This is a genomic window from Desulfovibrio sp. 86 (genome assembly GCF_902702915.1).
Classification (GTDB): domain Bacteria; phylum Desulfobacterota; class Desulfovibrionia; order Desulfovibrionales; family Desulfovibrionaceae; genus Desulfovibrio.
Genome location: NZ_LR738849.1, coordinates 1,726,868 through 1,753,038 on the forward strand (window position 1 = coordinate 1,726,868; position 26,171 = coordinate 1,753,038).

The 26,171-nt window shown below is 61.3% G+C and carries 24 protein-coding genes; 13 read left to right on the plus strand and 11 right to left on the minus strand.

The window, feature by feature from the left end:
• Window positions 1–45 precede the first annotated feature (45 nt).
• On the plus strand, window positions 46–804 hold the full coding sequence (locus DESU86_RS07165; protein WP_179980429.1) for an AraC family transcriptional regulator: 759 nt from the start codon (window positions 46–48) through the stop codon (window positions 802–804).
• On the opposite strand, the gene DESU86_RS07170 is transcribed toward DESU86_RS07165, so the two are convergent.
• The 6 genes from DESU86_RS07170 to DESU86_RS07195 form a co-directional block, all read right to left on the minus strand.
• On the minus strand, window positions 788–1,177 hold the full coding sequence (locus DESU86_RS07170; protein ID WP_179980430.1) for a cupin domain-containing protein: 390 nt from the start codon (window positions 1,175–1,177) through the stop codon (window positions 788–790). The two genes, DESU86_RS07165 and DESU86_RS07170, sit on opposite strands and share 17 nt — an antisense overlap.
• A 297-nt stretch (window positions 1,178–1,474) precedes the next feature.
• The gene (locus DESU86_RS07175; protein WP_179980431.1) at window positions 1,475–2,743 is read right to left on the minus strand and encodes a DNA polymerase IV; all 1,269 of its coding nucleotides are present in this window, start codon (window positions 2,741–2,743) and stop codon (window positions 1,475–1,477) included.
• A gap of 436 nt (window positions 2,744–3,179) precedes the next feature.
• Complete coding sequence (locus DESU86_RS07180) at window positions 3,180–4,814, minus strand: cation:proton antiporter domain-containing protein (protein ID WP_179981751.1); 1,635 nt, start codon at window positions 4,812–4,814, stop codon at window positions 3,180–3,182.
• Between the two features lie 57 nt (window positions 4,815–4,871).
• The gene (locus tag DESU86_RS07185) at window positions 4,872–5,288 is read right to left on the minus strand and encodes a secondary thiamine-phosphate synthase enzyme YjbQ (RefSeq protein WP_179980432.1); all 417 of its coding nucleotides are present in this window, start codon (window positions 5,286–5,288) and stop codon (window positions 4,872–4,874) included.
• Window positions 5,289–5,306: 18 nt separating this feature from the next.
• A complete protein-coding gene (locus DESU86_RS07190; protein ID WP_179980433.1) occupies window positions 5,307–6,551 on the minus strand; it encodes an ATP-grasp domain-containing protein in 1,245 nt (414 codons plus the stop codon).
• Complete coding sequence (locus DESU86_RS07195) at window positions 6,548–7,897, minus strand: homoserine dehydrogenase (protein ID WP_179980434.1); 1,350 nt, start codon at window positions 7,895–7,897, stop codon at window positions 6,548–6,550. The genes DESU86_RS07190 and DESU86_RS07195 overlap by 4 nt, the downstream gene beginning before the upstream one ends.
• A 150-nt stretch (window positions 7,898–8,047) precedes the next feature.
• On the opposite strand from DESU86_RS07195, the gene DESU86_RS07200 reads away from it, so the two are divergent.
• Window positions 8,048–8,245 (plus strand): hypothetical protein, encoded by a 198-nt coding sequence (locus DESU86_RS07200; RefSeq protein WP_179980435.1) that lies wholly within the window; start codon window positions 8,048–8,050, stop codon window positions 8,243–8,245.
• On the opposite strand, the gene DESU86_RS07205 is transcribed toward DESU86_RS07200, so the two are convergent.
• Window positions 8,242–9,423 (minus strand): aminotransferase class I/II-fold pyridoxal phosphate-dependent enzyme, encoded by a 1,182-nt coding sequence (locus DESU86_RS07205; RefSeq protein ID WP_179980436.1) that lies wholly within the window; start codon window positions 9,421–9,423, stop codon window positions 8,242–8,244. The two genes, DESU86_RS07200 and DESU86_RS07205, sit on opposite strands and share 4 nt — an antisense overlap.
• A gap of 377 nt (window positions 9,424–9,800) precedes the next feature.
• Between DESU86_RS07205 and mtnA the strand changes: the two genes are divergently transcribed.
• From mtnA to DESU86_RS07230, 5 genes are all read left to right on the plus strand, one after another.
• Window positions 9,801–10,919 (plus strand): S-methyl-5-thioribose-1-phosphate isomerase, encoded by a 1,119-nt coding sequence (gene mtnA / locus DESU86_RS07210; protein WP_179980437.1) that lies wholly within the window; start codon window positions 9,801–9,803, stop codon window positions 10,917–10,919.
• Between the two features lie 4 nt (window positions 10,920–10,923).
• Window positions 10,924–13,032, plus strand: coding sequence for a TIGR04326 family surface carbohydrate biosynthesis protein (locus DESU86_RS07215; protein WP_179980438.1), 2,109 nt, complete (start codon window positions 10,924–10,926; stop codon window positions 13,030–13,032).
• A gap of 2 nt (window positions 13,033–13,034) precedes the next feature.
• Window positions 13,035–13,460: a C-GCAxxG-C-C family protein gene (locus tag DESU86_RS07220; protein ID WP_179980439.1), complete on the plus strand. Its 426-nt coding sequence runs from the start codon at window positions 13,035–13,037 to the stop codon at window positions 13,458–13,460.
• A gap of 385 nt (window positions 13,461–13,845) precedes the next feature.
• Window positions 13,846–15,240, plus strand: coding sequence for an L-serine ammonia-lyase (locus tag DESU86_RS07225; RefSeq protein ID WP_179980440.1), 1,395 nt, complete (start codon window positions 13,846–13,848; stop codon window positions 15,238–15,240).
• A 50-nt stretch (window positions 15,241–15,290) separates the two neighbouring features.
• Entirely contained in the window at window positions 15,291–15,581 is a 291-nt protein-coding gene (locus DESU86_RS07230) for a putative quinol monooxygenase (protein WP_179980441.1), read from the plus strand.
• Window positions 15,582–15,805: 224 nt separating this feature from the next.
• On the opposite strand, the gene DESU86_RS07235 is transcribed toward DESU86_RS07230, so the two are convergent.
• Window positions 15,806–16,618 carry a class I SAM-dependent methyltransferase gene (locus DESU86_RS07235; RefSeq protein ID WP_179980442.1) on the minus strand — a complete coding sequence of 271 codons (813 nt, stop codon included), beginning with the start codon at window positions 16,616–16,618 and terminating at the stop codon, window positions 15,806–15,808.
• 663 nt (window positions 16,619–17,281) lie between these two features.
• Window positions 17,282–18,556 carry a serine--tRNA ligase gene (gene serS, locus DESU86_RS07240; RefSeq protein WP_179980443.1) on the minus strand — a complete coding sequence of 425 codons (1,275 nt, stop codon included), beginning with the start codon at window positions 18,554–18,556 and terminating at the stop codon, window positions 17,282–17,284.
• Between the two features lie 179 nt (window positions 18,557–18,735).
• Here serS and DESU86_RS07245 point away from each other — a divergent pair, with 179 nt between their 5' ends.
• From DESU86_RS07245 to DESU86_RS07255, 3 genes are read left to right on the plus strand one after another with little or no spacing between them, the layout of a single operon-like run.
• Window positions 18,736–19,323, plus strand: a complete 588-nt coding sequence (locus tag DESU86_RS07245) for a hypothetical protein (protein WP_179980444.1) — start codon at window positions 18,736–18,738, stop codon at window positions 19,321–19,323.
• A gap of 52 nt (window positions 19,324–19,375) precedes the next feature.
• Window positions 19,376–21,202 carry a hypothetical protein gene (locus tag DESU86_RS07250; protein ID WP_179980445.1) on the plus strand — a complete coding sequence of 609 codons (1,827 nt, stop codon included), beginning with the start codon at window positions 19,376–19,378 and terminating at the stop codon, window positions 21,200–21,202.
• Entirely contained in the window at window positions 21,199–21,543 is a 345-nt protein-coding gene (locus DESU86_RS07255) for a hypothetical protein (RefSeq protein ID WP_179980446.1), read from the plus strand. The genes DESU86_RS07250 and DESU86_RS07255 overlap by 4 nt, the downstream gene beginning before the upstream one ends.
• A gap of 70 nt (window positions 21,544–21,613) precedes the next feature.
• Here DESU86_RS07255 and DESU86_RS07260 read toward each other — a convergent pair whose 3' ends face one another.
• Entirely contained in the window at window positions 21,614–22,396 is a 783-nt protein-coding gene (locus DESU86_RS07260) for a TlyA family RNA methyltransferase (RefSeq protein ID WP_179980447.1), read from the minus strand.
• A gap of 354 nt (window positions 22,397–22,750) precedes the next feature.
• Here DESU86_RS07260 and rpmE point away from each other — a divergent pair, with 354 nt between their 5' ends.
• From rpmE to prfA, 3 genes are all read left to right on the plus strand, one after another.
• Window positions 22,751–22,963 (plus strand): 50S ribosomal protein L31, encoded by a 213-nt coding sequence (gene rpmE, locus DESU86_RS07265; protein ID WP_179980448.1) that lies wholly within the window; start codon window positions 22,751–22,753, stop codon window positions 22,961–22,963.
• A gap of 142 nt (window positions 22,964–23,105) precedes the next feature.
• Window positions 23,106–24,020, plus strand: a complete 915-nt coding sequence (locus DESU86_RS07270) for a DUF1385 domain-containing protein (RefSeq protein ID WP_179981752.1) — start codon at window positions 23,106–23,108, stop codon at window positions 24,018–24,020.
• 75 nt (window positions 24,021–24,095) lie between these two features.
• Window positions 24,096–25,166 carry a peptide chain release factor 1 gene (gene prfA, locus DESU86_RS07275; protein ID WP_179980449.1) on the plus strand — a complete coding sequence of 357 codons (1,071 nt, stop codon included), beginning with the start codon at window positions 24,096–24,098 and terminating at the stop codon, window positions 25,164–25,166.
• Window positions 25,167–25,424: 258 nt separating this feature from the next.
• Here prfA and DESU86_RS07280 read toward each other — a convergent pair whose 3' ends face one another.
• Entirely contained in the window at window positions 25,425–25,955 is a 531-nt protein-coding gene (locus tag DESU86_RS07280; protein ID WP_179980450.1) for a hypothetical protein, read from the minus strand.
• Window positions 25,956–26,171: the final 216 nt, after the last annotated feature.

Here is a 26,171-nt window from a genome sequence, read left to right on the forward strand (position 1 = left end):
GTTGTTTTCATTGTTGGAAACCTCGAATAAAGGCATCAATTTCTCATGAACGGCATTGCGTATTACTACACAGATTCAGCCAAGGTAGAGCTCATCCTTACCAATGGTGCGCTCCGTCGCTATCCCTGGCATATGCATACGCAGCATTGGACGGTCGGCGTCGTGAGCTCTGGAACCGTAACGGTAACGACAGAGACCGGCCTCAAAAAGTTGAGCGGCGGTGAACAGTTCTTCATACGGCCGTATGAGCCGCACAGTCTGGTTGTGGCTGCGGAAAGTTCGCTGTCTGTTTTTTGTGCTGAAAACAGGAATATGTTTTCAGAAAGAAAGGACATTTTTCAGGAGATTGTGTGTCGATTGCCCTCCCTGCAGAAGCAGGGTGGTTCACTCATACGACAATTGGATACTTGTTTGGAGAGCATGCTCTCCGCAGAAAAGGATCACACACCTTTATTGGATAAATGTGACTCCCTTCTTTATCGGTCTGTTCGGGCTGTGGTTTCTGTCGTGCTGGAAAATCCCGATAAGTTTGTTTCCATCAGGCAAATGGCTGCATACGCCGGGTACAGCCAGTGGCATTTCTTGCGCGCCTTTCAAAAGGTTACCAGCATGACGCCGCATGCGTTTCAGCTTCTTTGCCGCTTACGTCTGCTGCGCAGTATGCTGCGGGCGGACACGGAAAGCGCTGCCGCTGCCGCATCCGCCGGTTTTACCGACCAGAGCCATATGCATAAGGTCTTCAAGCACCATCACGGTATGACTCCCGGGCAATTCAAGCGGGCCAGCTTCAGGCTGGGACTGTGATGAATTTGGCAAAAAGGTAGAGCCCTTCTTCGCCAGCTCTCACTTCGTGTTGCTCATCCCTGGGAATAATGGCCATCACGCCAGGGATGTAATGAATTTCCCCCGTCTCTGTCTGGCAGGTTCCGCTTCCCCTGATAATCTCGTGCAGTTCGATGCTGTTGGGATGCGTGTGCATCCCGATTTTATGGTTCGGCTTGATGCGCACAAGATGACACGTGAACAAGCCAGCCGTTTGTGCCGGTGTCACAATGTTTTTTAAGGATACTCCGGCAAAATCTTTGTGCTCGTTCCAGGGGCAAAGGCCGATATCCATCTGCTTTCCGGATTCAGCCAGCATTCCTGTTTCAAACTCATGAAATAAATTCTTTTCCATAGCATGCCTCCTTGCGATAAACGGTATGGAGGCACAATAGGCAGTCAGCGCAAAAGCCTATTGTAAAAAATTGCTTTTTTCCAAAAAACAGAAATTGCTTGCCAGCAAAAATGCTTTGCCAGCCGGTACGCAAAAGAACCTCAGCCCTGCTCTGGCGCGGTTTGCCCTTGCAAATGTTCGGCTGCCCAATGACGCTGACGGGTTGTGATGCGGATGGAGTATGCCGCCGCTGGATCATGAGGAGAAGGGATTATAATGCAGACAGGTTATGATGCTTTTGCCTTATGATTTCGCAGGTTATGGCGATGGCTTGCCGCCTTTTTCGGGTTTTTTCTCCACCCCGTCGCCCTTGCCGTTATTCACGCGCTCCGGCGCGTCTTCCTGACGGGCAAGGGTAAAGAGGCGGCCCCGCTGCACGGCCTGTCTGCCGAATTTTTCGCGCAGGTTGTCCAGAGCGGCGTCCAGTTTTTGTCTTTTGGCCTCAACCTGCGGGTCAAGGTTCTGCCCGGCGGCCTTGCCCGCGCCCGGCAGAAAAAGCTGGTTGGCGGGCGCGTCAAAGCCCGACACGCCAAGCCCGATGAGGCGCACCGGCTGCGGCAGGGGCAGTTCGGCCAGCAGGCGGCATCCTGTCTCGAATATGGTTTCCGTGGCGTTGACGGGTTCTTCCAGCGTGCGCGAGCGCGTGATCTGCTTGAAATCGCAGAACTTCACCTTGAGGGTAATGGTGCGGCCCTTGTAGCCGTGCCTGCGCAGGGAGGCCCCCACGCGCTCGGCATGGGCCATGAGCATGCGCTGCAGGAACGTCCTGTCCCGCGTGTCCTGCGCAAAGGTGCATTCCGCGCTTTCGCTCTTGGCGGCGCGCTCGGTCTCCACCTTGCGGCTGTCGCGCCCGTGAACGCGCTCATAGAGCACAGCGCCCCATTTGCCGAAGCGACGTTCCATAACTTCCGGGCTGAAACGGCGCAACTGCCCCACGGTTTTGATGCCAAGGTCTTGCAGGCTCTGCACCATGCGCTTGCCGACTCCGGGAATCTTGCCCACGGGCAGGGCGCACAAAAAGGCGTCCACGTCTTCGGGGTACAGTATGAACACGCCGTCAGGCTTGTTCACCTCAGAGCATATCTTGGCCAGAAATTTTACCGGAGCCGCGCCCACCGAGCAGGTCAGGCCGCCCGTGACTTCCTCGATACGGGCCTTAATGGCTGCCACCAGTTCTTCCAGCGGGCCAAAAAGCCGCTCAAGGCCTGTGGCGTCCACATAGGCCTCGTCCACGCTGGCTGGCTCCACAAGGGGGGAGAAATCCCGCAGGGCGTCCATGATGGCGTGGGAGAGTTCGCTGTATCGCGGGTAGCGCCCGCGCACGATGATTGCCTGCGGGCACAGCCGCCGCGCCACCACCATAGGCATGGCCGAATGCACGCCAAAGGCCCGCGCCTCGTAGGAACAGGTGGAAACCACGCCCCTGTCGCTGCTGCCGCCCACAATGACGGGCTTGCCCCGCAGGTCGGGGTCGTCCATTTGCTCCACCGAAGCGAAGAAGGCGTCCATATCAATATGAATAATCATGGCGGCGGCCCTGGGGGCTGTTTACGAATGAAATGAGTTAACGACTGCTTGTGGGATACTTGAGGGTAGCACGGGGCGGCCAGACAGGGCAAACGCCGGGCAAGGGGCGTCGCGCGCGCCAGGCTGCAGGCAGGGCTGCACTTGTGGTTCAGTTCCGAAGGCCCTTCGCACCATGCCAGAATATACCAAGAATTTTAGGGGGAGGGGGTGTGGGGGAGGGACCCTTTTGCAAAAGGGTCCCTCCCCCACAAAGGATTCAAGAATACAATGAGGTCTGTACCTAAGGAAGCACTGATTAAAGATCCTCCTGGAAACGCGCAGTTATTTCGTTTGGCAAGGCGCGATATTTTTTTGAAGCAGGAGTGGACTCTTCCGTCCTCGACTGTTTCAAAAAAAGTGAAGCAAGTCCGCCAAACGGAATAAATCAGCGTTTCCTTTAGTCCAGCTTGAGGCGAACCCTTTCAAGCTCCGTCTGCACAAAGGCTTCCGGCGAACCAAGGTAGCGCAGCAGATATTCGGACATGCCCAGCGCCACTTCGCGTTCGCCGCTGAACACGGCGGTAACGCCCTGCTGGCGCAGCTTGCGCGCGTCGCGCGCAAAGGACGTGTGCACAAGGATGCGCACATCGGGGTTGACGGCGCTGGCAATGGCCGCCACATCCGAGGCCGGTATGCTGGGCGTGGTCAAAAGCAGGGCTTCGGCCCTTTCAAGGCCGGCCTCGCGCAGCACCTCGGCCTGGCTGGCGTCGCCGTGAATGATGGGCAGGCCCTTGCCGCGTTCCTTGCGCACGGTGTCGATGTTCATTTCCACCACCACGGGCGTGATGCCGCTCTCGCGCAAAATGCTGCAACAGCTCCGGCCCACGGGGCCGTAACCGATGATCACAACATGGGGCTTGCCGTCATCCGCTGTTGTGACGGGCGGGCTTTCTGCGGGTGCGCCGTTTTTGCGTTTACCCTCGATCCAGCGCGCCACGCTTTCAAGCTTGCGGAAAATCAAGGGGTTCAGCGTAATGGAAATCATGGCCGCCGGAATGATGGCATTGTTGACCCTGGCGTCAAAAATGCCGAGGCTGATGCCCATGGCAGCGAGAATAAAGGAAAATTCGCCGATCTGCGAGAGCGAGGCCGAAACAGCCAGGCCCAGCCGCAAGGGCTTGCGAAACAGGGTGGTCATGACCAGCGCGCCCAGAGGCTTGACCACCATGATGACAAAGAGAGTTACGAGCATGAGGGGCCAGTCCGTAAGCAGGGCCACGGGATCAAAGAGCATGCCCACTGAAACGAAAAAGAGCACCGCAAAGGCGTCGCGCAGGGGCAGGGCCTCTGCGGCGGCGCGCGCGCTGAACTCGGACTGTCCCACCACCATGCCCGCCAGAAAAGCCCCCAGGGCCATGCTGGCGTCAAAGACGTAGGCGGCCGCCACGGCGATGCCGAGGGCCAGGGCTATGACGGCCAGGGTAAAGAGGTCGCGCGTGCCCGTGCGGGCCACATAGCCCAGAAACAGGGGGATAAGCTTCTGCCCCACAATGAGGGTAAAGGCCGTAAGCCCGGCCAGTTTGAGCAGGGTGAAGCCAAGGGCGCTCCAGAATTCGCCGCCGGGGCTGAGCACGGCGGGCAGCAGCACCAGCAGCAGGATGGTGAAGATGTCCTCCACCACCAGCCAGCCCAGGGCCACGTGCCCCGTATGGGTGTGGAGCTGGTGATTGTCGGTGAGAACGCGGGTGAGCACCACGGTGCTTGCCACGGATATGGCCATGCCGAAGATGGCCGAGGACATCAGGGAAAAGCCGAAGAAATAGTGCAGCAAGACCATACTGGCCAGGGTGGCGGCGGAAATCTGCACGGCAGCGCCGCTGAGGGCTATGGTCCCCACGGCCAGAAGATCCTTGAGGTGAAAGTGCAGGCCCACGCCGAACATGAGCAAAATGACGCCGATTTCAGCGCATTGGGCCGCCGTGGAGGCGTCGGCCTCGAATCCGGGCGAATACGGCCCCACCAGAATGCCTGCCAGCAGATAGCCCACAAGCGGCGAAAGGCGCAGCTTCTGGGTGATGAAGCCCAGGACCATGGCTGCGGAAAGGCCGCCCGCAAGGGTCAGTATCAGGTCAGTCTGGTGTTCCACGGCTTACTCCTCCTGGCCGGCCAGCCATTGCAGCCAGATGTTGCGGCGGCGCGGGCCGTCGCCTTCGCACAGATAGACGGACTGCCACGTGCCGAGGCAGAGTTCGCCGTTTTCCACAAAAAGGGTCAGTGAGGGGCCGTGCAGGGTGGCCTTGATGTGGGCGTCGCTGTTGCCTTCGGCGTGGTGATAGTCGCCAAGACGGGGAACAAGCCCGTTGAAGAAGGCCAGCATGTCGCGGCGCACGTCGGGGTCTGCCCCTTCGTTGATGGTGAGGCCGCAGGTCGTATGCGGGCAGAAGAGCGCCAGCACGCCGTTGCGCCAGCCTTTTTCAATGGCGTTGCGGCGCACCACGCTACGCAGTTGCGAGGTTATGTCGCGCATGTCGCTGCGGCTTGTGGTCTCAAATTCCAGACTGAGCACAACCGCCTCCTTGAGGGGTCAGATTAGGGCAAATTCCAGCAGGTCGGACTGGACGATGCTGTCCAGCTCTTCCCGCCGGTTTTCGGGAGTTTCGGTAAACAGAAAGCCGAACAGGCCATACCGGGTATAGTCGTTGCGGCGCAGGCAGAGCACCTTTGCAAATCGTTGCGCCAGAGCCTCGTAGTCAAAGTCGCGTATGGGCGGGCAGTTGGCGGGCTTGCCCAGCGCCATGAGGGTATACAGCTTGCCTTCCCTGCCTTTGAGGATGCTGTTCCAGTCCGGTTTCGCGCCTTCAAGAAAGCAGCCGTAGGAATGGAAGCCCCAGGCGAAAAGGCTGACGTCCGTACTGCACCAGCCGGCAAAGCGCAGGGGGTTGAACTCGATGGGCAGGATGCGCCCGGACGCGTGGCGGCGCAGTTCCACGTGCGCCGGAAAGTTGCGCAGGCCCAGCAGGGCGTTGACCCTGTTGAACCAGTCCTCAAATCCCGCCAGACGTTCGTGGATGATGCTCGCGCTGGTGTAGTAGAGGCGATCGCTCACGTCGTCGTCGCCGGTGAACTCGTGCCGCAGGATATTGCAGACCACGGCCTGTCCGTCCTGGTCAAAGTATACATCCACGGCGTATTCATCGCCATCAATATATTCTTCCAGCAGCCAGTCGTTGCCGTCAACCACCGATTGCGGGTACTGCGCGGCCCAGCGCTCCGCTTCTGCGGCAATGGCGCTTTTGGCGGCATGCCAGTCCTGGGCGTTGCCGATGCGGTAGACCCCAAGGCTGAAAAATCCCACGGCGGGCTTGAGCACGCAGGGGGTGCACAGGGCTTCGAAGGGCAGGGCCTGCATTTCTGCAAGGCTGAGGCGGCGGTAGTAATAGTCCGGGTCCAGCGGGCGCAGCAGTTCGCGGGTAAGCGCCTTGTTCTTGAGCTTGGCAATGGCCTCGGCCAGGGCAGGGGAGCAGTGCTCCGTCACCCAGGCCAGGGAATTTTCGGAGCAGGTGTACAGGCGGGGGGGGACTGCCGCGCCCTGAGCCTGACCGTGAGCCTGGCCCTGAATCTGGTTCTGACCGTGGTCATAATCCTGGCCCTGTCCGCGCAGCATGGCGGCAAAACGGTCTTCGGGCACGAGGTTGAGCGCCTGCCTGCCCTGCATTTTCAGTTCTGTGGAACAGGCCCGCGCCATGTAGTTGTCGAGTACCGGTTCCTGCCGGGCTGCCGTGTAGGCCAGCAGCTCCGGCGAAACATAGGGTTGGTCGAGAATGATCATTCGCCGCCCAGCACGCGGAAGTACACCGCGGGTTCCTTGAGCAGGCCAGCGTCAAGCGTGCGCTGCAGGGCGTCGCTCATGGCCTGGGCCGTTGTTTCGTGCGTCATGAAGACCAGGGGCACGCCCTGACCTTCGTCGGATTTCTGGATGACCTGGGCCATGCTGATGCCCTCGGCGGCCATGCAGCCCGAAAGGTCGCGCAGCACGCCGGGGGCGTCCTGCACCATCACGCGCACGTAGTAGCACGAGCGCCATTCCTCGGGCGGCACAATGGCGGCCTTGGGCAGTTCCTTGCTCACAAAGCCGGTGTTGTTGGGGCGTTCATCGCGAGCGACGGCCAGCAGGTCGGCCAGCACGGCCCCGGCGGTGGGCATGTCGCCCGCGCCGCGCCCGTGGAAGAAGAGCGGGCCGGAGGCGTTGGCGTCCACGCGTACGGCATTGTATGCGCCGCCCACGCGCGCCAGCAGATATTTGTGGTAGACAAGGGCGGGAAAAACCCCGGCTTCGAGGCGTACCGGCCCGTCGCCGCAGTCCTTGGCGCCGGCCTTTTCTTCGGGACAGGGCGCCTGGCGCACCTGGCCGATGAGCTTGATGCGGTAGCCGAATTCGCGGGCCAGCCGGATGTCCAGGGCCGAAAGGCCACGGATGCCGCGCACAGAGAGGGCCGTGTAGGGATAGTGCACCCCGTAGGCCAGGCGGATGAGCAAAATGAGCTTGTGCGCCGCGTCGTGCCCGTCGATGTCCAGGGTGGGATCGGCCTCGGCGTAGCCCAGGTGCTGGGCCTGCTTGAGGGCCACGTCAAAATCCAGACCGTTGGAGGTCATTTCGGACAGGATATAGTTGCTCGTGCCGTTGAGAATGCCCATGAGGGACTGGATGCGGTTGCCCGTGAGGCTTTCCTTGAGGGCTTCCACAATGGGCACGGCTCCGGCCACGCTGGCCTCGTAGCGCAGGATGCGCTTCTTGCGGTCAGCCTTCTGGAACAGCGCAAGGCCTTCCTCGGCCAGCAGGGCCTTGTTGGCGGTGACAATGTGCTTGCCCTGGTCAAGAGCGCGGTCAATGAGGTCACGGGCATGGTCAATGCCGCCCATAAGCTCCACCAGCACGTCGATTTCGGGATCGTCCGTAAGGTCGCGGGGATTGGTGGTCAGTTCCGCCCCATCGGGCAGGGGGATGCTGCGCGCCTTCTTGGCATTGCGCACCAGAACCTTCTTGAGCAGGATGTCCCGACCGGAGCGGCGGCGGATGAGATCCGCGTTTTCCTCGATCAGGCGTACCAGGCCGCCGCCCACTGTGCCGAATCCGGCCAGGCCCACTACCAGTGGCTTGTCGCTGTTCTTGGTCATGATTTCTCCGAAAGTGCCCGGTAGCAAAGCCGCAACTGATAAGGCATAAGGCACCGGTTTTGACAGAGGCCGGGCAAGCCCGGCCTCCGCGTTTCTATTCTTCTACGTTATGCGCCAACAGTTCTCAATAGCTGAAGGCGCGGAACAGGCGTGTCAAAAACACTGGCAATGTCTGTGTTGCGCGGCAATCTGACTTTAGAGCAGATTAACTTTGAAATGCTTCACATTTCAAAGTTTTCATTCAGCCGAAAAATGCGATTTTCGGCTGAATCCACGCCACGTTGTGGCGCGCTGCACTTTCGTGCAGCGTTAGAGCATTTACACTTTTTCAAAGGTAAAATGCTCTAGTCGGCTGTGCCAGACAAAAGCTTGCGCATGCTGCTGACGGCCTGTCGCGTGCGGTGTTCGTTTTCAATAAGGGCAAAGCGCACGTATTCGTCGCCGTAAGAGCCGAAGCCAAGACCCGGCGAAACGGCCACGTGGGCTTCGGTGAGCAGCAGCTTGGAAAACTCCACGGAGCCCATCTTGCGGAAGGCTTCGGGGATGCGCGCCCAGACGAACATGGTGGCCTTGGGTGAAGGCACTTCCCAGCCGATGCGGTTGAGGCCATCGATAAGGCGGTCGCGCCGTTCCCTGTAGACGTCGCAGATGTTCTGCACGCAGTCTTCCGGGCCGTTGAGGGCCACGGTGGCGGCTATCTGCACGGGCTGGAAGATGCCGTAGTCAAGATAGCTCTTGATGCGGCCCAGCGCGTGGATGAGGTGCTTGTTGCCCATGCAGAAGCCCACGCGCCAGCCGGGCATGGAGTAGCTTTTGGACAGGGTGTAGAATTCCACGCCCACGTCCTTGGCGCCTTTTGCCTGAAGAAAGCTCGGGGCCTTGTAGCCGTCGAAAACAAGGTCGGCGTAGGCCAGGTCATGGATGACCCAGATGTTGTTTGCCTTGGCGAATTCCACAATCTTTTCAAAAAAGGCCAGATCCGTCACCTCTGTGGTGGGATTGTGCGGATAGCAGAGAAAAAGCAGCTTGGGCTTGGGCCAGGCCTGACGGGTGGCGGTCTCAAGGTCTTCAAAAAAATCCCTGCCGGGGCCGATGGGCACGCTGCGCACATCCGCGCCCGCAATGATGGGGGCGTATTTGTGTATGGGGTAGGTGGGGTCGGGCGCGAGCACCACGTCGCCGGGCTCAAGCATGGCCAGCGAAAGGTGGGCGAGGCCTTCCTTGGAGCCCATGGTCACAATGGCTTCGCTTTCCGGGTCAAGGTCCACGTCAAAGTGGCGCTTGTAGCGGTCACAGACGGCCTTGCGCAGGTTGGGTATGCCGCGCGAAAGGGAATAGCGGTGGTTGACGGGCTTGAGTGCTGCCTCTGCGAGCTTTTCCACAATGGGTGCGGGCGTGGGGATGTCCGGATTGCCCATGCTGAAGTCCACGATGTCGATGTTCTGCCGACGAAGCCGCATCTTGAGATCTCCCACCACGGCGAAAACGTAGGGGGGTAGGCGGCGAATGCGTGAAAACTCTTCCATTGTCTTGCTCCCAGAGCATATTGAGTGTCCCGTCAAAGGCAAAAGCGCCCTTGGCGGCGCGGCGGGCGGTCAGCTAGAGCATTTCATCCGTAAACTGCTCTAGTCGCTCTGCCGCGCAAGGGTGAAAAAAAACCGTGTCAGCTGCGCCTGAAGCGCAGCCACAGCGGACGCCACAGGCGTTCCTCACAGTGTCTATGCAGCATAGCCAGCGAAAAGCCGGTTTGTAAAGCTTCTGTATGGGATAATCAGCCAAATGCCCCGCCTTTCACAGGGTTATGCCGCGTAAAAAAGAAATGCGCCCCTGGCGATGAACCCGGCGCTCTTTGCTTTCAGCCCGTTGTGGTGTAATCTGACCTCAAGTATGCCCGGAGGAACGCATGGACGACCATATCCGTTTTGACCACCAAACCCTTGAGTTGCACCTGCTGGATCAGCGCTTTCTGCCCGAGCAGGAGTCGGACTTTGTGTGCCGGACAGCGCAGGACGTCATCAGCGCGCTGCAGACCATGGTGGTGCGCGGCGCGCCCGCCATCGGCGTGACGGCGGCCTGGGGCTGCGTGCTGGCCCTCAAGGAGGCTCAGGGGCCGGACTGGGCCGCCAGGCTTGAGCTGGGCATGGAGCGCATAGCCGCCGCCAGGCCCACAGCCGTGAACCTGCGCTGGGGCGTGGACCGCATGCGCAACAAGTGGCGATCCTTTGGCGGTGCCAAGATTGATCAGCCAGCCCTGCTTACGGCCTTTATTCATGAAGCCCAGTCCATGCAGAATGAGGATGTGGCCATTTGCAAGGCTTTGGGCCGCCACGGGGCAACCTGCATCAATGACGGCGACTGCGTGCTCACCCACTGCAATGCCGGGGCCCTGGCCACGGCGGGCTATGGCACGGCCCTTGGCGTTATCCGCGCGGCGGCCGAGTCGGGCAAAAAGATCAGCGTTATTGCCGACGAAACCCGCCCTTTTCTTCAGGGCGCGCGTCTCACCGCCTGGGAACTGGCGCGTGACGGCATTCCCGTAACCGTGGCCTGCGACAATGCCTGCGCCCTGCTCATGAGCAAGGGGCTGGTGCAGCGCGTGGTGGTGGGCGCTGACCGCATCGCCGCCAACGGCGATACGGCCAACAAGATCGGCACCTTTGGCGTGGCCCTGCTGGCCAGACATTTTCATATTCCTTTCTATGTGGCGGCGCCCCTGTCCACCATTGATGCGGCCACGCCCGACGGCTCGGGCATTCCCATAGAGCAGCGCCCGGACAGGGAAGTGACGCACGTGGGCGAAACACGCCTGTGCCCCAAGGACGTCCCTGTATTCAATTATGCCTTTGACGTGACCCCTGCGGAATATCTCTCCGGCATCATTACTGAAAAAGGCGTATTGCTCCCGCCGTACGGGCTGTCCATCTGGGCCGCGCTCAATGACCTGAGCACCGGCCGCAGCGCGGGCATCGCCGGGGCAGAGCCGGAAAACGGGGGCAGTGACGCTGCGCCCGGCAGGAGCTAGACGCATGAAGGAACTCATCCTCGTCGTCGGCCCCGGTCAGCCGGACCTTGGCCCCTGCCAGGACGCCAGCGGCGAACAATCCCGACAGACCGTCATGCAGTGGGAGGGCTGGGAGCCGCCCAGGGGGCACGTTTCATTGCCTGCCCTTCTGCGCGCCGACCTTGAAGCCATCCGCGCGGAGCATGCGGCCTGGGCCTATGATCTGGGGCGGCTGACCGTGGCGGGCAAGGAGGCGCAGGACTGGCTGCGGGCCGGGCACGCGCTGTCCATGTGGTGGTGCTCCCTGCTGTATGAGCGCCATCCCAAGATGACGCCGGGCCTGTATACCGTGTACAAGCTGCGCGCCCTTGAGCGCTTTATGGATCAGGAGGGCATTTCGGCCCTGTGTCTCAGCGGCGGGGATGACACCCTGCGCGAGGTTCTGGCCGACATGTGCCGCGCTTCCGGCCGGACGTTTTCCCTTGAGCAGGGCGCGCCAGCGCCTCTGGAGCCGCCAACGCCCCTTTTGCGCCGTCTGTACAAAGCCGCGCCCGCGCCTGTGCGCGCTCTGGCCCGGTATGCCCACTGGCTGTGGAGCGTGCGGCGCAGGCTGCCCGCAGCGGCAGACGCGGGCAAACCCCTCGCCCCTGTGCGGGGGCCGGACGGGCCGGTGCAAACGGCCACCATTGCCACCTACTTTCCCAATGTGGACGTGAAGGCCGCCGGTGAGGGACGCTTTCGCTCCCGCTACTGGGAAAACCTGCACGACGTGCTGCATGAAGCTGCCAGAAAGGAAGGCGCGCCCTGGGTGCGCTGGCTTTTCATCCGTTTTCCCGCGCCGCAGCTCAGCCTCGCGCAGTGCGCGGCCCTGCGCGACCGGTTCCGCGCCGAAGGCAAGGACGGGGCCAGCTTTCACTACCTTGAGGAATTTTTGCGCCACCGCGACCTGTGGGCGGCCCTGTGGCGGTATCTGCGCCTGTGTTTTGGCAGCAGAAAGCTTGAGCCCGCCGTGCGCCCCGCCTTCCGCTTTGCCGGTTCGCTGGTCAATTTCTGGCCGTACCTTGAGCCTTACTGGGTCGAATCCTTCAGAGGCTGGCGCTGCCTTGAGCGTTGCCTGCAGCAGCGCGCCTTTGACGTGTACGCCAGGGCGGCGGGCCCGCAACGCTGGACGCTCTTTCCGCTGGAGAACTGCCCCTGGGAGCGCATGCTCACCGTGGCCATGCGCGAGGCGGGAGCCGCCGCCACGCCGTGTTCCGAGCCAACCGCCGGGCCGGTCATCGGGGCGCAGCATTCCACCGTGCGGCCCACGGATTTTCGCTATTTTGACGACCCCCGCACCTTCACGCCCCCCTGCGACGCCTTTCAGCCCGACGCTGTGCGCGGCAACGGGCAGTCGGCCTGTGCGCAATGGCTTGAGGCGGGCGTTCCCACCGAGCGGCTTGGCGAGGTGGAAGCGCTGCGCTATCTCTACCTTGCCGAAAAAACGCGCGGCGCGGCCGCCCCAGGCGCTCATGCCGCAAGCGGCACCGGGGCAAACAGTCCCGCAGCAGACAGTCCAGAAGCAGACAGGCCTGCGGCAACCAGCCCCGGCCTGGACAATCCCGCAGGGCAGGAAGCCGGAACCGCCGGGGCCAGCGGAGGCGTCGCAGCCGGGCAGTCGAAACGTCTTCTGGTTGTCACCAGCTTTTTCAAGGATGAAACCGAGGCCCATCTGGTTCTGCTGGCCCGCGCCCTGCATGCGGGCGTGCTCAAGGGCTGGCAGCTTGTGGTAAAACCCCACCCCTACCTGCCGGTGGAGGAGCGCCTGCGCGCCCTGCTGGGCCGTCGCGCCTCTGAAGTGCGCATCGCTCTGGGGGCCATAGGCGAGGAACTTGCGCCGGGGGTTGTGGTATGGTCTTCCAACTCCACCACGGTGGCTCTTGAGGCCGCCCTGATGGGGTTGCCGGTCATGAGCATGCTGCCGGTCAACGACTTTGATCTGTGTCCTTTGCAGGATGTGGCGCTTTTGCCGCGCACCGGCAGCGTTGAGGATGTGGCCCAGGCCCTGTCCACCGCCGCGCCGCTGCAACTGCCGCCCGACTATCTGGATCTGGACCCGGCCCTGCCGCGCTGGAAAAAGCTGCTTGGAGTGTAATTATGACAATGGGCACTCAGGAACGCATCCTTGAAATGGTACACCACTGCTACTGGGACAATAATGCCAACTGCGCCCAGACGACCCTGCATTGCCTTGAGCAGTTGACGGGGCTGTCTGTACACCCCTCGCTGTATCAGGCCACTGTGGGCTGCCACGGGGCAGCGGGCCATGGCGGGCAATGCGGTCTGATCGAAGGAGCGACGCTCTTTCTTGGACTGTACTGCGCCGCCATGGGCAAAAGCGCTGAAGAGACGGAAGAAATATGCGCTCGCTATGCTTTGGTCTTCAACCGGAGTTTCGGCAGCATGGCGTGCAGTGATCTTCGACCCGGCGGTTTTCGTGCCGATGATCCGCCCCATCTGTGCGAGCGCTTTACCGTGCGGGCTGTGACCTGTCTGCACGATTTCGTCTCTCGCCTGAGGTAGCCTCGGGGCAGGGGCGCGCTCCGGCATGCCGTGCGGCCGTCCTCCCGTTGCGTGGCGGAGCGTCCTGTGTCACAAGGAGATATGCGGTTCTGTCAGTGGCGGAGCCGCTGTATCTTTGCGCGGTTAAGCGCCGAAGCGAGCGTATCTTAGAGCATTTTGCTTTTGAAACACGCCTTGTTTCAACGCATCATTCTGGCGAAACACGTGGTTTTCGCCAGAATCCACGCCACTTCGTGGCGGCTGCCGCCTTCGCGTCAGCAGCGCAATTTCAAGCGGCAGCCGTTTGGCGACGAAGAAGCCTTACGGATGGCGACAGCATCGCCAGTGAAATTGCTCTAAACTTCGAGATGTGCATTCTCAAAGTTACTCTGCTCTGGGGGGCCTCATGCTCAGTGTTTTTGACCTGTTCAAGATCGGCATCGGACCGTCCAGTTCGCACACGGTAGGCCCAATGGTGGCGGGCAAGGCTTTTGCCGGCGAATTGGCGCTTTTGGGGCTGTTGCCCTGTATCGGGCGCGTTACCGTTGATCTTTTTGGTTCTCTGGCGCTCACCGGCGAAGGGCACGGCACCACCGGGGCCATTTTGGGCGGGCTGGAAGGTGAGGAACCCGCCTCGGTGGACACGGCGCATCTGGCGCAGCGCACGGCGGAACTCAAGAATAACGCCGACCTGACCCTCATCTGCGCGCATACGATTCCCTTTGACTACGCGCGCGACATGCGCCTGCACAAGGGCATGTTCCTGCCGCGCCATTCCAACGCCATGCGGCTCACGGCCTATGCCGCCGACGGCACCGAGGTCTATACCCGCACCTATTATTCCATCGGCGGCGGCTTTATTCGCACGGACGCGGACTTTGACGTCGAAGCCGAAACCTGGCCCGCGCCCCCCTATCCCTACAAGACGGCTGGCGAGCTGTTTGCCATTTGCGAGCGCGAAGGCAAAACCGTGGCCCAGATCGTCATGACCAATGAAAGTTTCTGGCATACGGCCGCAGAGGTGCGCCGCCGCGCCCAGGCCGTCATGGATGTCATGCGGGATTCTGTTGAACGCGGCTGCTACACTGACGGCGTGCTACCGGGCGGCTATAACGTGCGGCGTCGCGCGCCCAACCTGCTGCGCAAGGTCAGCGCCCTCCAGGCCCAGGGCCGCCGCGACCTGAGCCTGTGGCCGACGCTGTACGCCTTTGCCGTGGCGGAAGAAAACGCCTCCGGCGGGCGGGTGGTCACGGCCCCCACCAACGGGGCGGCCGGTGTCGTGCCCGCTGTGCTGACCTATTACCAGAACTTCTACCCCCATGCCACGGAAGAAGGCGCGCTTGATTTTCTGCTCACAGCCGGAGCCATCGGCCTTTTTTACAAGACCAACGCCTCCATCTCCGGGGCGGAGGTCGGCTGCCAGGGCGAGGTTGGCGTGGCCTGCTCAATGGCGGCGGGAGCCTACTGCGCCGTGACGGGCGGCAACGTGAAGCAGGTGGAAGTGGCTGCGGAAATAGGCATGGAACACAATCTCGGCCTTACCTGCGACCCCGTCGGCGGCCTGGTGCAGATACCCTGCATCGAGCGCAACGGGGTCGCGGCGGAGCGCGCGGTCAACTGCGCGCAGCTTTCACGCCTTGAAGACGGGCGGCAGCGGGTCATCTCGCTGGACGCCATCATTGAGGTCATGTACCGCACCGGACTTGATTTGCAGTCCCGCTACAAGGAAACGTCCCTGGGCGGACTGGCCCAGGCCGTGGCCGAAGGCCTTGAGCGCAAGAAACACATGGATAACGCCTGACCATGAAGCCTGAGCCTCATACGCAAGGCCCATAATAAAGGAAGAACCTTATGAGTGAGATACGCATTGTGGCCGAACTGGAAGTGCTGCCGCAGCACAGGGAAGAACTTATGCCCGTGTTGCAGGCGCTGGTGGACGGCAGCAGGGGCGAAGCGGGCAATATTGCCTATGAACTGACCGAAGACCTTTCCAATGTCTGCCACTTTTTCGTCATCGAAACCTGGGCCTCGCAGCAGGCCATAGACGAACATAACGCCACGCCGCACTTCAGGGCCTTTGTGGGCTTTGTGGAAGGCAAGCTCAAGGGCATGGCCGTGACCCTGCTCAAGAAGGTGTTTTAGGGAAACGCCGCCAAACGAAACAACTGCGCGTTTCCAAGTGGCTATTTAATCAGTGTTTTCTTAGAGTGACATCGGGTTGAAATGCTTTGTGGGGGAGGGACCCTTTTGTAAAAGGGTCTCCTCCCCCACGCCCCCACCCCCTAAAACTTTTGTGCAAACATCCCCGCAACGCCAAGAGCGTTACGGGGATGTTTACTGTGAAACCGACAGAAATGCGCGGCGTATCAGCCCGCAATGGCAAAATGGTGCATGAGGGACGCTTTGCCCAGGGGAGGAAAATAATGCAGCAGGCAAGCCAGCCCCCAGCGCTGGCGGAATCTGTTGAAATAAAAAGCCATATCCAGGCGGCGAAGGCGGGGGTGCCATTTGTCCAGGCTGCCGTCATGGTCATAGCCCCAGGTCATCTCCGCGTTGAGTTTGCTGACAGCAGAATTTTTATTCATTTTTTTGCATACAAAGCTGCCCGCCGTGTCAAAAGCGATGTGCGCTCCGGGAAAGTTGTCCGCCAGGTCCCTGAGCAGCGACCGCACTTCCGCCGCGCGCAGATACATGAGCACGCCCTCCGCAATGAACAGAATGGAGCGCCCCGCGTAGTCCTGCTGCAGCCTGCGCATCCAGTCCCTGTCAAGGATGGAGCCCGTCCAGTCAAGGCAGCGCGCGTCGGTCTGGGGCAGAAGTTCCTGCCGCAGGCGCATCACTTCCGGCAAATCCATGTTGATCTGAACGCCCGTGCCGGAATCGGTGCGCCAAAAACGGGTGTCCAGACCGCAGCCCAGTTGCACAACCACAGGATTTTCATTGGCATGCAAAAAGGCCTGGGTCAGGTCGTCAAAGTAGCGTACACGTACAGCCGTGCCCACGCGCGTCATGTGGTTCACGGGAAAGCTGAACACCTCCGGCGGCAGGCTTGCCACGGCCTTGCGCGCTCCGGGGTCCCTGAACATTCCGCCGGGCAGGCTATCCTCCTCCGAGCGGATGCGCAGAGTAATGAGCAGAGTTCTTGACGCAGGATGCTCCAATAGCCCGTTTGTATTCATGATCCTCTCCAGATAGAGTGTGGGATCCCCTCCGTGATGCTTTGTTGTGAATTTTATAGGAATTGAAATTCAATGTCAAAAAAGAAGGAAACACCGTCCCGTATTCGCACATGGGCGCGCACACCGCATATCCTGCAACTAGAGCAGATCAACTTTGAAATGTTTCACATTTCAAAGTTTTCATTCAGCCGAAAATGCGATTTTCGGCTGAATCCACGCCACATTGTGGCGCGCTGCACTCTCGTGCAACGTTAGAGCATTTACACTTTTTCAAAGTTAAAATGCTCTAAGGGTTTACAGTAATCTGCTCTGACATCAGCGCAGACAGACCCCGCCGTGAAAGCGCAAGCGCAGTTTCGCGGCGGGGTCTGTTTTTGCAGCCTTCCAAATTAGAAAGGTAGTTGTGCTACTGGAAAAGACAATAAAGGTTTTAGGGGGAGGGGGTGTGGAGGAGGAGACCCTTTTGCAAAAGGATTCCTCCCCCACAAAGCATTTCAATGCTAAGGAAACGCTGATTTATTTTGTTTGGCGGTGTTGCTTCTCTTTTTTTGAAACAGTCGAGGACGGAAGAGTCCACTCCTGCTTCAAAAAAAGATCGCGCCTTGCCAAACGAAATAACTGCGCGTTTCCAGGAAGCTCTTTAATCAATGCTTTCCAAAAAACCTAGCGCGGTTCGATAACCTCAAGGCCGTTCATGTAGGGAACCAGCGCCTTGGGCAAAACGACGCTGCCGTCTTTTTGCTGGCAGTTTTCCAGAATGGCGGCGGTGGTGCGGCCTGTGGGCAGGCCGGAGCCGTTGAGGGTATGGACAAAGGTGGCCTTGCCGCCCTTGGGCTTGAAGCGGATGTCTGCCCGGCGCGCCTGAAAATCGGTGCAGTTGGAGCAGGACGATATTTCCCTGTAGGTTTTCTGCGCGGGCATCCACACTTCCACATCATAGGTCTTGGCGGAGGAAAAGCCCATGTCGCCGGTGCACAGGGTGATGACGCGGTAGGGCAGTTCCAGCAGTTCCAGCAGGGCGCAGGCGTGGCCGCGCATGAGTTCAAGCTGGTTGAAGCTGTCTTCGGGATGGGCAAAGCGCACCATCTCCACCTTGGTGAACTGGTGCATGCGTATGATGCCGCGCGTGTCCTTGCCAGCGCTGCCCGCTTCGGAGCGGAAGCAGGGGGTGGCCGCGCAGTAGGCGCGGGGCAGGTCGGCCTCGTCCAGCACTTCGCCGGCGTGCAGGTTGGTCAGCGGCACTTCGGCTGTGGGAATGAGAAAATAGTCCCAGTCCTGCAGCTTGAACAGGTCTTCCTCGAACTTGGGCAACTGGGCCGTGCCCGTCATGGTGGCGCGGTTGACCATATAGGGCGGGCTCACCTCGGTATAGTCGCCGTGGATGGTGTGCCTGTCGAGAAAAAAGGCGGCCAGAGCGCGCTCAAGGCGGGCTCCCCAACCCAGGGACACCACAAAGCGGCTGCCTGTCAGGCGCGCGGCGCGCTCAAAGTCCAGACCGCCGAGGGCAACGCCGATGTCGCCGTGCTCGCGCACCTCAAAGTCGAACTGACGCGGGCTGCCCCAGCGGCTTACCTCGACATTTTCATTCTCGTTGGCGCCCAGGGGCACGGAGCAGTCAGGAATGTTGGGCACGCGCATGAGCCAGCTTTCCACATCGGCCTTGGCCTGCACTGTTTCGCCTTCAAGATTCTTGATGCGGTCAGACAGGGTGGAGAGCTCGGCAAGCAGTTCCGTGGCATCCTGCCCAGAGCGCTTGAGGGCCGCCACCTGTCCGGAAGCCTCATTGCGTTTGCTCTTGAGCCCTTCGATTTCAGTGAGCAGGGTGCGGCGTTTGCCGTCCAGCTCAAGAAACGCGTCCACACTGAGATCCGAATGACGGTCGGCCAGAGCCTTGGCCAATACTTCGGGCTGCCTCTGCACCAGTTTGAGATCGATCATGACCGCTCCTGAAAAATTGCGCTGTATCGCGCCGGATACGCGGTAAAATTGCGACATGGAGTCGCCCGCGTTAAGATTATTCCTTTATCATGGGGGTAGGCTGCCTTGCAAGGCTGGCTTTTTACGTATATAGACCACTGGAATACTCTTGAAAATTTCTATAAAAACGCGAGGCTGTCATGAAACCTGTGCGCAACGTATTATTCCTTGTTTTGCTGGCTTTTCTGGCTACAGCCTGCGGACCCGCCAACAGCGTGCGTCTGCTGCCGCCGCCCTTTCAGGAAGGCGCGGTACTGCCTGGCCCCAAGGCTCCCAGAGTGACGGTGGTGGCCTTTGAAGACAAAAGGCAGGATATGACTGTCATCGGCTCCCGCCGTGACAATACCGCCTTTGTCACCAATGACAGCGTTACCCAGTGGATAAGCAAGGCTCTTGCCGATGAACTGGCACGCAACGGTCTTCAGGTGTCCTATTCCGACAGCGTGAGCCAGGCTCGCGCGGGCAACCCCGACTACCTGGTGACCGGCGACGTTGATCAGGTCTGGCTGCGCGAAAAATCCGCCACCGACCTTTCGACGCAGATGCGCGTCAATTATTCCGTGGCCAACCGTCAGAGCCGCATCTACAAAGAAACGCTCAATGCCTCGCAGTCGCGCACGGTCATGCCCACGGGCAGCGCTGCGGATACAATCATGCTGGACACCCTGCGTGAACTCATCAAGCCCATGGCGCAAAAGATTGTCCAGGCTATTGAGGCCAAAAAGTAAGCTTCTGCGCGCTCTGCGTGCGGTGTTTTTTTGCGCGGCGCTGACAGCGGCCGTGATGGCATTTTGTGCCCTGCCGCCGACCCTCGTGGTCGGCGGTCTTGCGTTGGAGGCACGCGCCGCCGTGCCCCATACGGCATCGCCGTCCCCTGCGGCCAGCCAGACGGGAAGCCTGCCGGGAAACCAGGGGTCGGGCCAGCAAAAAAGCCAGACGACCGCTCAGCCGAAAAGCCAGCAAGAAGCTCAGCGAGAGGCTCCGGCGGCCAGCCGGGAAGCCAGCCAACCAACAAGTCAGACGGGCGACCTGTTGCATACCCGCCCCAAAGCCCAGATGGACGGCCAGAAGATCCGGCAACCAACGGATGCGGATGCGTCCGCTTCGCCGCTTTCTGGCAGTGTCCCCGATCTCGCTGCAATGCCGGATGCCGACATCCCGCCGCTTGCGGACATTGAGCGCAGCGAATTTGCGCGGGCGCGGCTTCCCATGAGCAGCGGGGCGGCCCGCATTCTGGCTGAGGGCAATGCCCGGCAGACGGCCCTGGAGGCCGCCGCCGATGCGCTGCCCAACAGGCGCGACATCCGTATGGGCGCCGACAGCGCGGAAGAGCGGCTGGCGCTGGCCGCGCAACTTTACACGCCCGTGACACGGCACCACAAGAACGCGGACGGCGCGCCCGTGGTGACGGTTCTTTTGCGCCCCCGTTCCGAAGCCGCCGCCAGGATAACACGGTCGTTGCGCAGTTTTGACCTCATGCAGGTGCGTTCGGCCCTGTTGGGGGAAACAGCGGCGCTGCTGCGTCTTATGAATGCGCACGACCCAGCATACGCGGGGGCCGCCCGCGTTCAGGCTGCGGGCACTGGCAAAGGCCCCGATGCGCCCCTTCGCGGAAGCGGCAACCTGGGCACTGCCTACCGCGCGCCCGTGGGCATGCATGACGCCGCAGGCGCGGGCAGCGGCGTCGCGCGAGGTGGAGACGCCCACAAGAACGCGCTGGACGAAATTTTTTCCGGCAGCGCGGGAACGGGCGCAGGCTCGCAGCCCGCTTTGCCTGCGGCGTCAGACGAGGCGGCCTCCGCGCCGCACGCTCTGCCTGTGACATCGGACGAGACTGCACCCTCGCTGCCCCCGCTGCCTTCTCTGGATGACGCCGTGTGGACGGAGCGGCACTGGGAGGCGGCGTCGGGCCGGTTGCAGGCGCTTTTGCGGGCGCAGGATATCATGGAGGCGGACGCGGAGGGCTGGCTTGTGCCTGACGGCGTGCTGCCCCGACTTGAGAGGGCGGCGGCCAGGCTGCCGCAAAGCCCCGCGTTATGGCTTTTGCTGGCCGAGGCGCAGTTGCGGCGCGGGCTGCCCCTGCAAAGTGTGGCTTCGTGCGACGCGGCCCTGGCTCTTGCGCCGGGGCTCAACCGGGCGCGCTACATCCGCGCTCTGGGGCACTGGCGTTTGCAGCAACTTGCCCTTGCCGAGGATGACCTGACGTCTTCTCTGGACGCGCGGCACGGCCTCGCGCCGCAGGGTGAGGACCGGGCGCGCCGTTTGCGGGCACGGGGCGCGGTGCGCATGCAGCGGCGCGACCTGACGGGCATGTGCGAGGATTTTGGCGCTGCCTGCGCCCTTGGCGAGTGCGAAGGGCTGATTCTGTCCAGGGCGCGGGGGTATTGCCTGCCTGCCGCTCCCGCCGGGACCGGGGTTGGCGCGGAACCCCGGCAGCACGACGAGCCTTCGACGCCGGAGAGGGAAAATACGGGCCAGCGTGGAGCGGGGAATTCGCCTGCAACGCCGTTGGGGGCACTTGGGTCGCCTGGGCCGGACGGGCCGCAGGGGCCGGACATGCCGGATATGCCGGGTATGCCGGATGGGGGAGGCGGCGCGAGGCCATGAGCAGGGAGCCTTTACTCAAGGTGTACGGGCACGTGTTCCCGGTGACTGACGCATTTTACGAAGACCTGGCGCGGGCCTGTGCCGGCGCCCTGCCTGATGCGGACGATATTCCCGTTCTGGAAAGGGACGGGGATATGGCGCGCATTTCTTTCGAGGGCGTGTACTTTCCCGTGGACGAAGTGCTGGAAGCTCTGGCCCGCCATCTTGGGCCGGAGCACAAGGGTAAGCTGGACGTGCTTGATATGGAAGGCTGGCGGCTGACGCGCCATGTGCTGGCGGAGGGAAGCATCCACAGCAGCAGCGCGCCGCTGAACAATGTTCTGGACTATTCCGGCCATTGAGGCCGTTTTTCTGTAAAAGTTTTGGAGGTAGGGGGCCCTCCCCCACAAAGCATTCCAACGCGCGGACGCACTACGCCGGGCTCTCGGCTGGCGTGTTGCGTTCAAAGAGCGCCATATATTCCTGATTGCCCTTGGGCCCCTTGATGGCGGCGGGCAGCACGCCACGGCAGCGCAGGTTGAGGTTGGCCTCGCTGAAGGCCAGAATTTTTTTGACCGCCCGTTGCCGGGCTTCTTCGTCCCGCACCACGCCCTTGACGGTTTCGCCAGGGCCAAGTTCGAACTGCGGCTTGATAAGGGTGGCCACCAACCCGCCGGGTTTGAGCCAGGTCATGCAGGCGGGCAGCACCAGGGTGAGCGATATGAAGGAAACGTCCGCCACCACCATGTCCACCTGTTCGGGGATGAGGTCGGCCTCGGCGTGGCGCAGGTTGACGCCTTCAAGGTTGATGACGCGGGGATCGCTGCGCAGTTTTTCGTGCAGCTGGTTGCGGCCCACGTCCACAGCGTATACGCGGGCGGCCCCACGTTGCAGCAGGCAGTCGGTGAAGCCCCCGGTGGAGGCCCCGGCGTCCAGGCAGACGAAGCCCGTCACGTCCAGCTTGAACTGGTCAAGGATGGTGATCAGCTTGTAGGCTCCACGGCTGACGTAGGGTTCCGGTTCCAGCAGGGCAAAGGCCGTGTCCGAGGGATAGGGATGCCCCGGCTTGGGCACAAGCTGTGGCGGAGCGCCGGGAATGTTCAGCGCGAGCACGACCTTGCCAGCCATGATAAGACGGCGGGCCTGCTCGCGGCTGGTTGCCAGCCCCTGTTCAAAAACAAGCTGGTCTGCGCGTTGACGTGGGTTTTTTGCCATGCGGGCTATATACAGGCGAAGGGCCGCGCTGGCAATGCGGCGGCCCGGCTCTGGCCTGGCTCTGGCCTGCCCAGAATGGCCAGCGCGGTCGCCATGACCAGCCCCGGTCTGTTTGGCTCGGATATGTTTTGCCCCAGGTCTGGCCTGATCTGGCCCGATTTGGTCTGGCTGGCGTGCCCGTCCGACCTTTCTCACCCTTCCGGCATGTTCCTGCCCGTCTTGCCTCTTGCCAAATGCTGAAAGAAGCGCTATATGATTTGCCCTTGTGCGATATACTTTCGCGCCAAGGGAAAAACGCGCGGGCGTCTGGCAAGGATTTTGCCGGATTATGCCGCGTTCCATGAGGTAGCTGCCATGAAAAAAGATATTCATCCCAAAGTGTTCAATGCCACCATCACCTGCGCTTGCGGCAACGAAGAAAGCGTGCTCTCCACCAAGGGCGAACATGTGAACGTGGAAGTGTGCTCCGCTTGCCATCCCTTTTACACCGGCAAGCAGCGCTTCCTTGACACGGCTGGCCGTATTGACCGCTTCCGTAAAAAGTACGCCAAGTTTGATTCCAAATAGTCGCGGGCGGCAGGATATGCCGCACAAGGATGACGCACGGCAGGGAGCGCCAGCCAGGGCTGCCGGGAAAATGTCCCGGATGGTCATGACGGCGCTTTATGCTTTGACCTCCGCCTGCCCCACGGTGGGCGGTCAGGCCGTTATGGAAGGCGTCATGATGCGCAATGGCGATGCCTACGGTCTTGCCGTACGCCAGGCTGACGGGGCCATTGTCGCCCGCCGTCTGCCCTGGTTTTCGCTGTTGCGTCATCCCTGGCTGAAAAAGCCCTTCATGCGCGGGTTCCCCGTGCTGCTGGAAACGCTCGTCAACGGCATCAGGGCGCTGAACCGCTCGGTTGAGGTCGTGGCTCAAGGGCAGGAAGAAGAAATCACCGGCTGGCACCTGGTTGCGACCATGGCGGCAGCCCTGCTCATGGCCATTGGCCTTTTTGTGGTCGTGCCGCACCTGCTGTCGCTGGGCATGCTCTGGCTGAACCTGGGCGGTGATGTGGAAGGGCTGACCTTTCACCTCTGGGACGGCTTTTTCAAGTGCTGCATCTTTATGGGTTACATAAAGATAATCTCGTACGTGCCCGACATCAGACGCGTTTTTCAGTATCACGGGGCAGAGCACAAGACCATCCACGCCTTTGAATCCGGTGAGGAAGTCAACGCGGCCAACGCCGCGCGCATGAGCCGTCTGCACCCCCGTTGCGGCACCACGTTTTTGCTCTTTGTCATCTGCATATCCATTATTCTGCATGCGGTACTGGTGCCCATGCTGCTGGCCCTGTACACGCCGCAGAGCGCCGTGGCCAAGCACGCCCTGACCCTGTTTTTCAAGCTGCTGCTGATGGTGCCCATCAGCGCGCTGGCATACGAGCTTATCCGCTATGCGGCGCGCCTGCCCGAAGGGCCGCTTGCCAGAGTGCTGCAAGCGCCGGGCCTGTCGCTGCAAAAGCTGACCACCTACGAGCCGGACGAAAGCCAGCTTGAAGTGGCGGTAGTGGCCCTGGCCGAAGCGCTGGGGCCCGAAGCCGGGGAGCGGGTGCGCACGGTGCCCTATACCGCGCAGTAACGCCCCTGGCTCCTGAACGGCGGCATGCCCGCCGTCCGCTGTTTCCGTTTTTGTCCACTGCCAGCCGGAGACCCTATGTTCGCCAAATTAGAAGGCCTGGAAAAAAAATATCTGGAGCTTGAGGAGGCCCTCGCCCAGCCCGATGTTTTTAACGACCAGGATCATTACCGCAAGCTGACCAAGGCCCACGCCGACCTGCGCGACGTGGTGGGCCTTTTTCGCCGTTACCGCACCGTGAGTGAAGAACTGGCCGAAGGCAAGCAGCTGCTGCATGACGCCGACCCGGAAATGCGCGCCATGGCCCAGGAAGAAGTGCAGAAGGCAGAGCAGAAACTGCCGGAACTGGAGCACGAACTCAAGGTCATGCTGCTGCCCTCCGACCCCCTTGATGAAAAAAATACCATCCTTGAAATCCGCGCCGGCACGGGCGGCGAAGAAGCGGCCCTTTTTGCCGCCGACCTCTTCCGCATGTATACGCGCTACGCCGAACTCAAGGGCTGGAAGGTGGAACTCATGAGCGAGTCCCCTTCCGAATCCGGGGGCTACAAGGAAATCATCTGCCTTATCGCCGGCGACCGCGTTTACAGCCATCTCAAGTATGAAGCGGGAACCCACCGCGTGCAGCGCGTGCCCGCCACCGAAGCGCAGGGGCGCATCCACACTTCCGCCGCCACCGTGGCCGTCATGCCCGAAGCCGAGGAAGTGGACGTTGAAATCCGCCCCGATGATCTGCGCATCGACATTTACCGCGCCTCTGGCGCGGGCGGCCAGCACGTCAACAAGACGGAATCGGCCGTGCGCATTACGCACATTCCCACCAATACCGTGGTCACCTGCCAGGACGAGCGCTCGCAGCACAAGAACAAGGCCCGCGCCATGAAGGTTCTCGCGTCGCGCATTCTGGCGGCCGAGCGCGAGCGCCAGAGTTCGGAACTGTCCGCAGACCGCAAGGCGCAGGTCGGCTCCGGCGACCGGTCGGAACGCATCCGTACCTACAATTTCCCGCAGGGCCGCTGCACCGACCACCGCATCAACCTGACCCTGTACTCTCTGGACAGGATTATGGAAGGCGAAATCCAGTCCCTGGTGGAAGCGCTGGGCACCGCAGCCCAGGCCGAGGCGCTCAGGGCCCAGGCTACTGATTAGGGCCGTGTTGCCGTAAAATACTTTGTGGGGGAGGGACCCTTTTGCAAAAGGGTCCCCTCCCCCACGCCCCCACCCCCTAAAACTCTTATTGGGTATGAGCGCAGGTAACTTTTTCAGAGTTAAGGCGCGTTAAAATTTTCTGCGGAGAGTTCCGCACAAGCATAAAGCGCCCCCGCAGGCTGTCAGCCTGCGGGGGCGCTTTATGTCTGGCGGCGTGCCGCGCGTTGCCAGCAAGGCAGGCGCAGTGTCCAAAGCTGCTTACGGGTGGGCGAAAACCGATGCAGGACGCCCAAACGGCGCTGCCGCCTGAAGCGTGACGCTTTCGGTCTGCGTCCGACCCTGATGGCCGGAAGCAGCGCCCTGGCTCCGGGTCTGGGCGATCTGCGTCAGGTCTTGCCCCACGGCCCCGCAGGAGGAAAAGATGATGTTGTCCATCATCACGTCAGCCTCGGAAATGGTGTAGGGACTGACGGAAAGCTCGTTGCCGGCAGAATCGTAAACAACAATGGCCCTGGGCGTGATGACGCTGAATCCGCCATTGTCCAGGCCCAGAATGCGCACATTGTGCGCATTCACAAGAATGCTCCGGCCATTGTCAAGAATGATGCTGATTTCATCGGGCAGGTCCACGGCGGAGGCGCGAACCGTCAGGATGTTTCCATTGGGCAGCACGGCGCGTGCAAGTTTGCGCGCGACGGGAAAACGTGCCGCCTGTGCGGCCAGGGCGGCATTTTTACAGGGCACGTCCGGTGCGGCGATTCCGGTTTTGCCAGCGGGCGCGTGTGGCATGGTGGCCTCGTGATTTGTATGCTGCCCGTCAGGGCATGTGACCAGTGCAGCGTGCCTGTGAGAATGCGTGTGTGCGTTCTCAGCCCGGCACGACCCTTACGACGAGGAACAACATCGTGTTCTCGTCTGGGTGGAAGCAAGATGTATTCCAGACAGATAGGGAAATTTGTGCCCACCGGGAGGGATGGGGGAGCGGCTGGGGGCAGGACGAGGAGG

Coding starts and splice junctions, on each gene's coding strand:
- DESU86_RS07165 (WP_179980429.1), top strand. CDS start 46: ATGAACGGCATTGCGTATTACTACACAGATTCAGCCAAGGTAGAGCTC.
- DESU86_RS07170 (WP_179980430.1), bottom strand. CDS start 1,177: ATGGAAAAGAATTTATTTCATGAGTTTGAAACAGGAATGCTGGCTGAA.
- DESU86_RS07175 (WP_179980431.1), bottom strand. CDS start 2,743: ATGATTATTCATATTGATATGGACGCCTTCTTCGCTTCGGTGGAGCAA.
- DESU86_RS07180 (WP_179981751.1), bottom strand. CDS start 4,814: ATGGTCCTGGGCTTCATCACCCAGAAGCTGCGCCTTTCGCCGCTTGTG.
- DESU86_RS07190 (WP_179980433.1), bottom strand. CDS start 6,551: ATGATCATTCTCGACCAACCCTATGTTTCGCCGGAGCTGCTGGCCTAC.
- DESU86_RS07195 (WP_179980434.1), bottom strand. CDS start 7,897: ATGACCAAGAACAGCGACAAGCCACTGGTAGTGGGCCTGGCCGGATTC.
- DESU86_RS07205 (WP_179980436.1), bottom strand. CDS start 9,423: ATGGAAGAGTTTTCACGCATTCGCCGCCTACCCCCCTACGTTTTCGCC.
- mtnA (WP_179980437.1), top strand. CDS start 9,801: ATGGACGACCATATCCGTTTTGACCACCAAACCCTTGAGTTGCACCTG.
- DESU86_RS07215 (WP_179980438.1), top strand. CDS start 10,924: ATGAAGGAACTCATCCTCGTCGTCGGCCCCGGTCAGCCGGACCTTGGC.
- DESU86_RS07220 (WP_179980439.1), top strand. CDS start 13,035: ATGACAATGGGCACTCAGGAACGCATCCTTGAAATGGTACACCACTGC.
- DESU86_RS07225 (WP_179980440.1), top strand. CDS start 13,846: ATGCTCAGTGTTTTTGACCTGTTCAAGATCGGCATCGGACCGTCCAGT.
- DESU86_RS07230 (WP_179980441.1), top strand. CDS start 15,291: ATGAGTGAGATACGCATTGTGGCCGAACTGGAAGTGCTGCCGCAGCAC.
- DESU86_RS07235 (WP_179980442.1), bottom strand. CDS start 16,618: ATGAATACAAACGGGCTATTGGAGCATCCTGCGTCAAGAACTCTGCTC.
- serS (WP_179980443.1), bottom strand. CDS start 18,556: ATGATCGATCTCAAACTGGTGCAGAGGCAGCCCGAAGTATTGGCCAAG.
- DESU86_RS07245 (WP_179980444.1), top strand. CDS start 18,736: ATGAAACCTGTGCGCAACGTATTATTCCTTGTTTTGCTGGCTTTTCTG.
- DESU86_RS07255 (WP_179980446.1), top strand. CDS start 21,199: ATGAGCAGGGAGCCTTTACTCAAGGTGTACGGGCACGTGTTCCCGGTG.
- DESU86_RS07260 (WP_179980447.1), bottom strand. CDS start 22,396: ATGGCAAAAAACCCACGTCAACGCGCAGACCAGCTTGTTTTTGAACAG.
- rpmE (WP_179980448.1), top strand. CDS start 22,751: ATGAAAAAAGATATTCATCCCAAAGTGTTCAATGCCACCATCACCTGC.
- DESU86_RS07270 (WP_179981752.1), top strand. CDS start 23,106: ATGGAAGGCGTCATGATGCGCAATGGCGATGCCTACGGTCTTGCCGTA.
- prfA (WP_179980449.1), top strand. CDS start 24,096: ATGTTCGCCAAATTAGAAGGCCTGGAAAAAAAATATCTGGAGCTTGAG.
- DESU86_RS07280 (WP_179980450.1), bottom strand. CDS start 25,955: ATGCCACACGCGCCCGCTGGCAAAACCGGAATCGCCGCACCGGACGTG.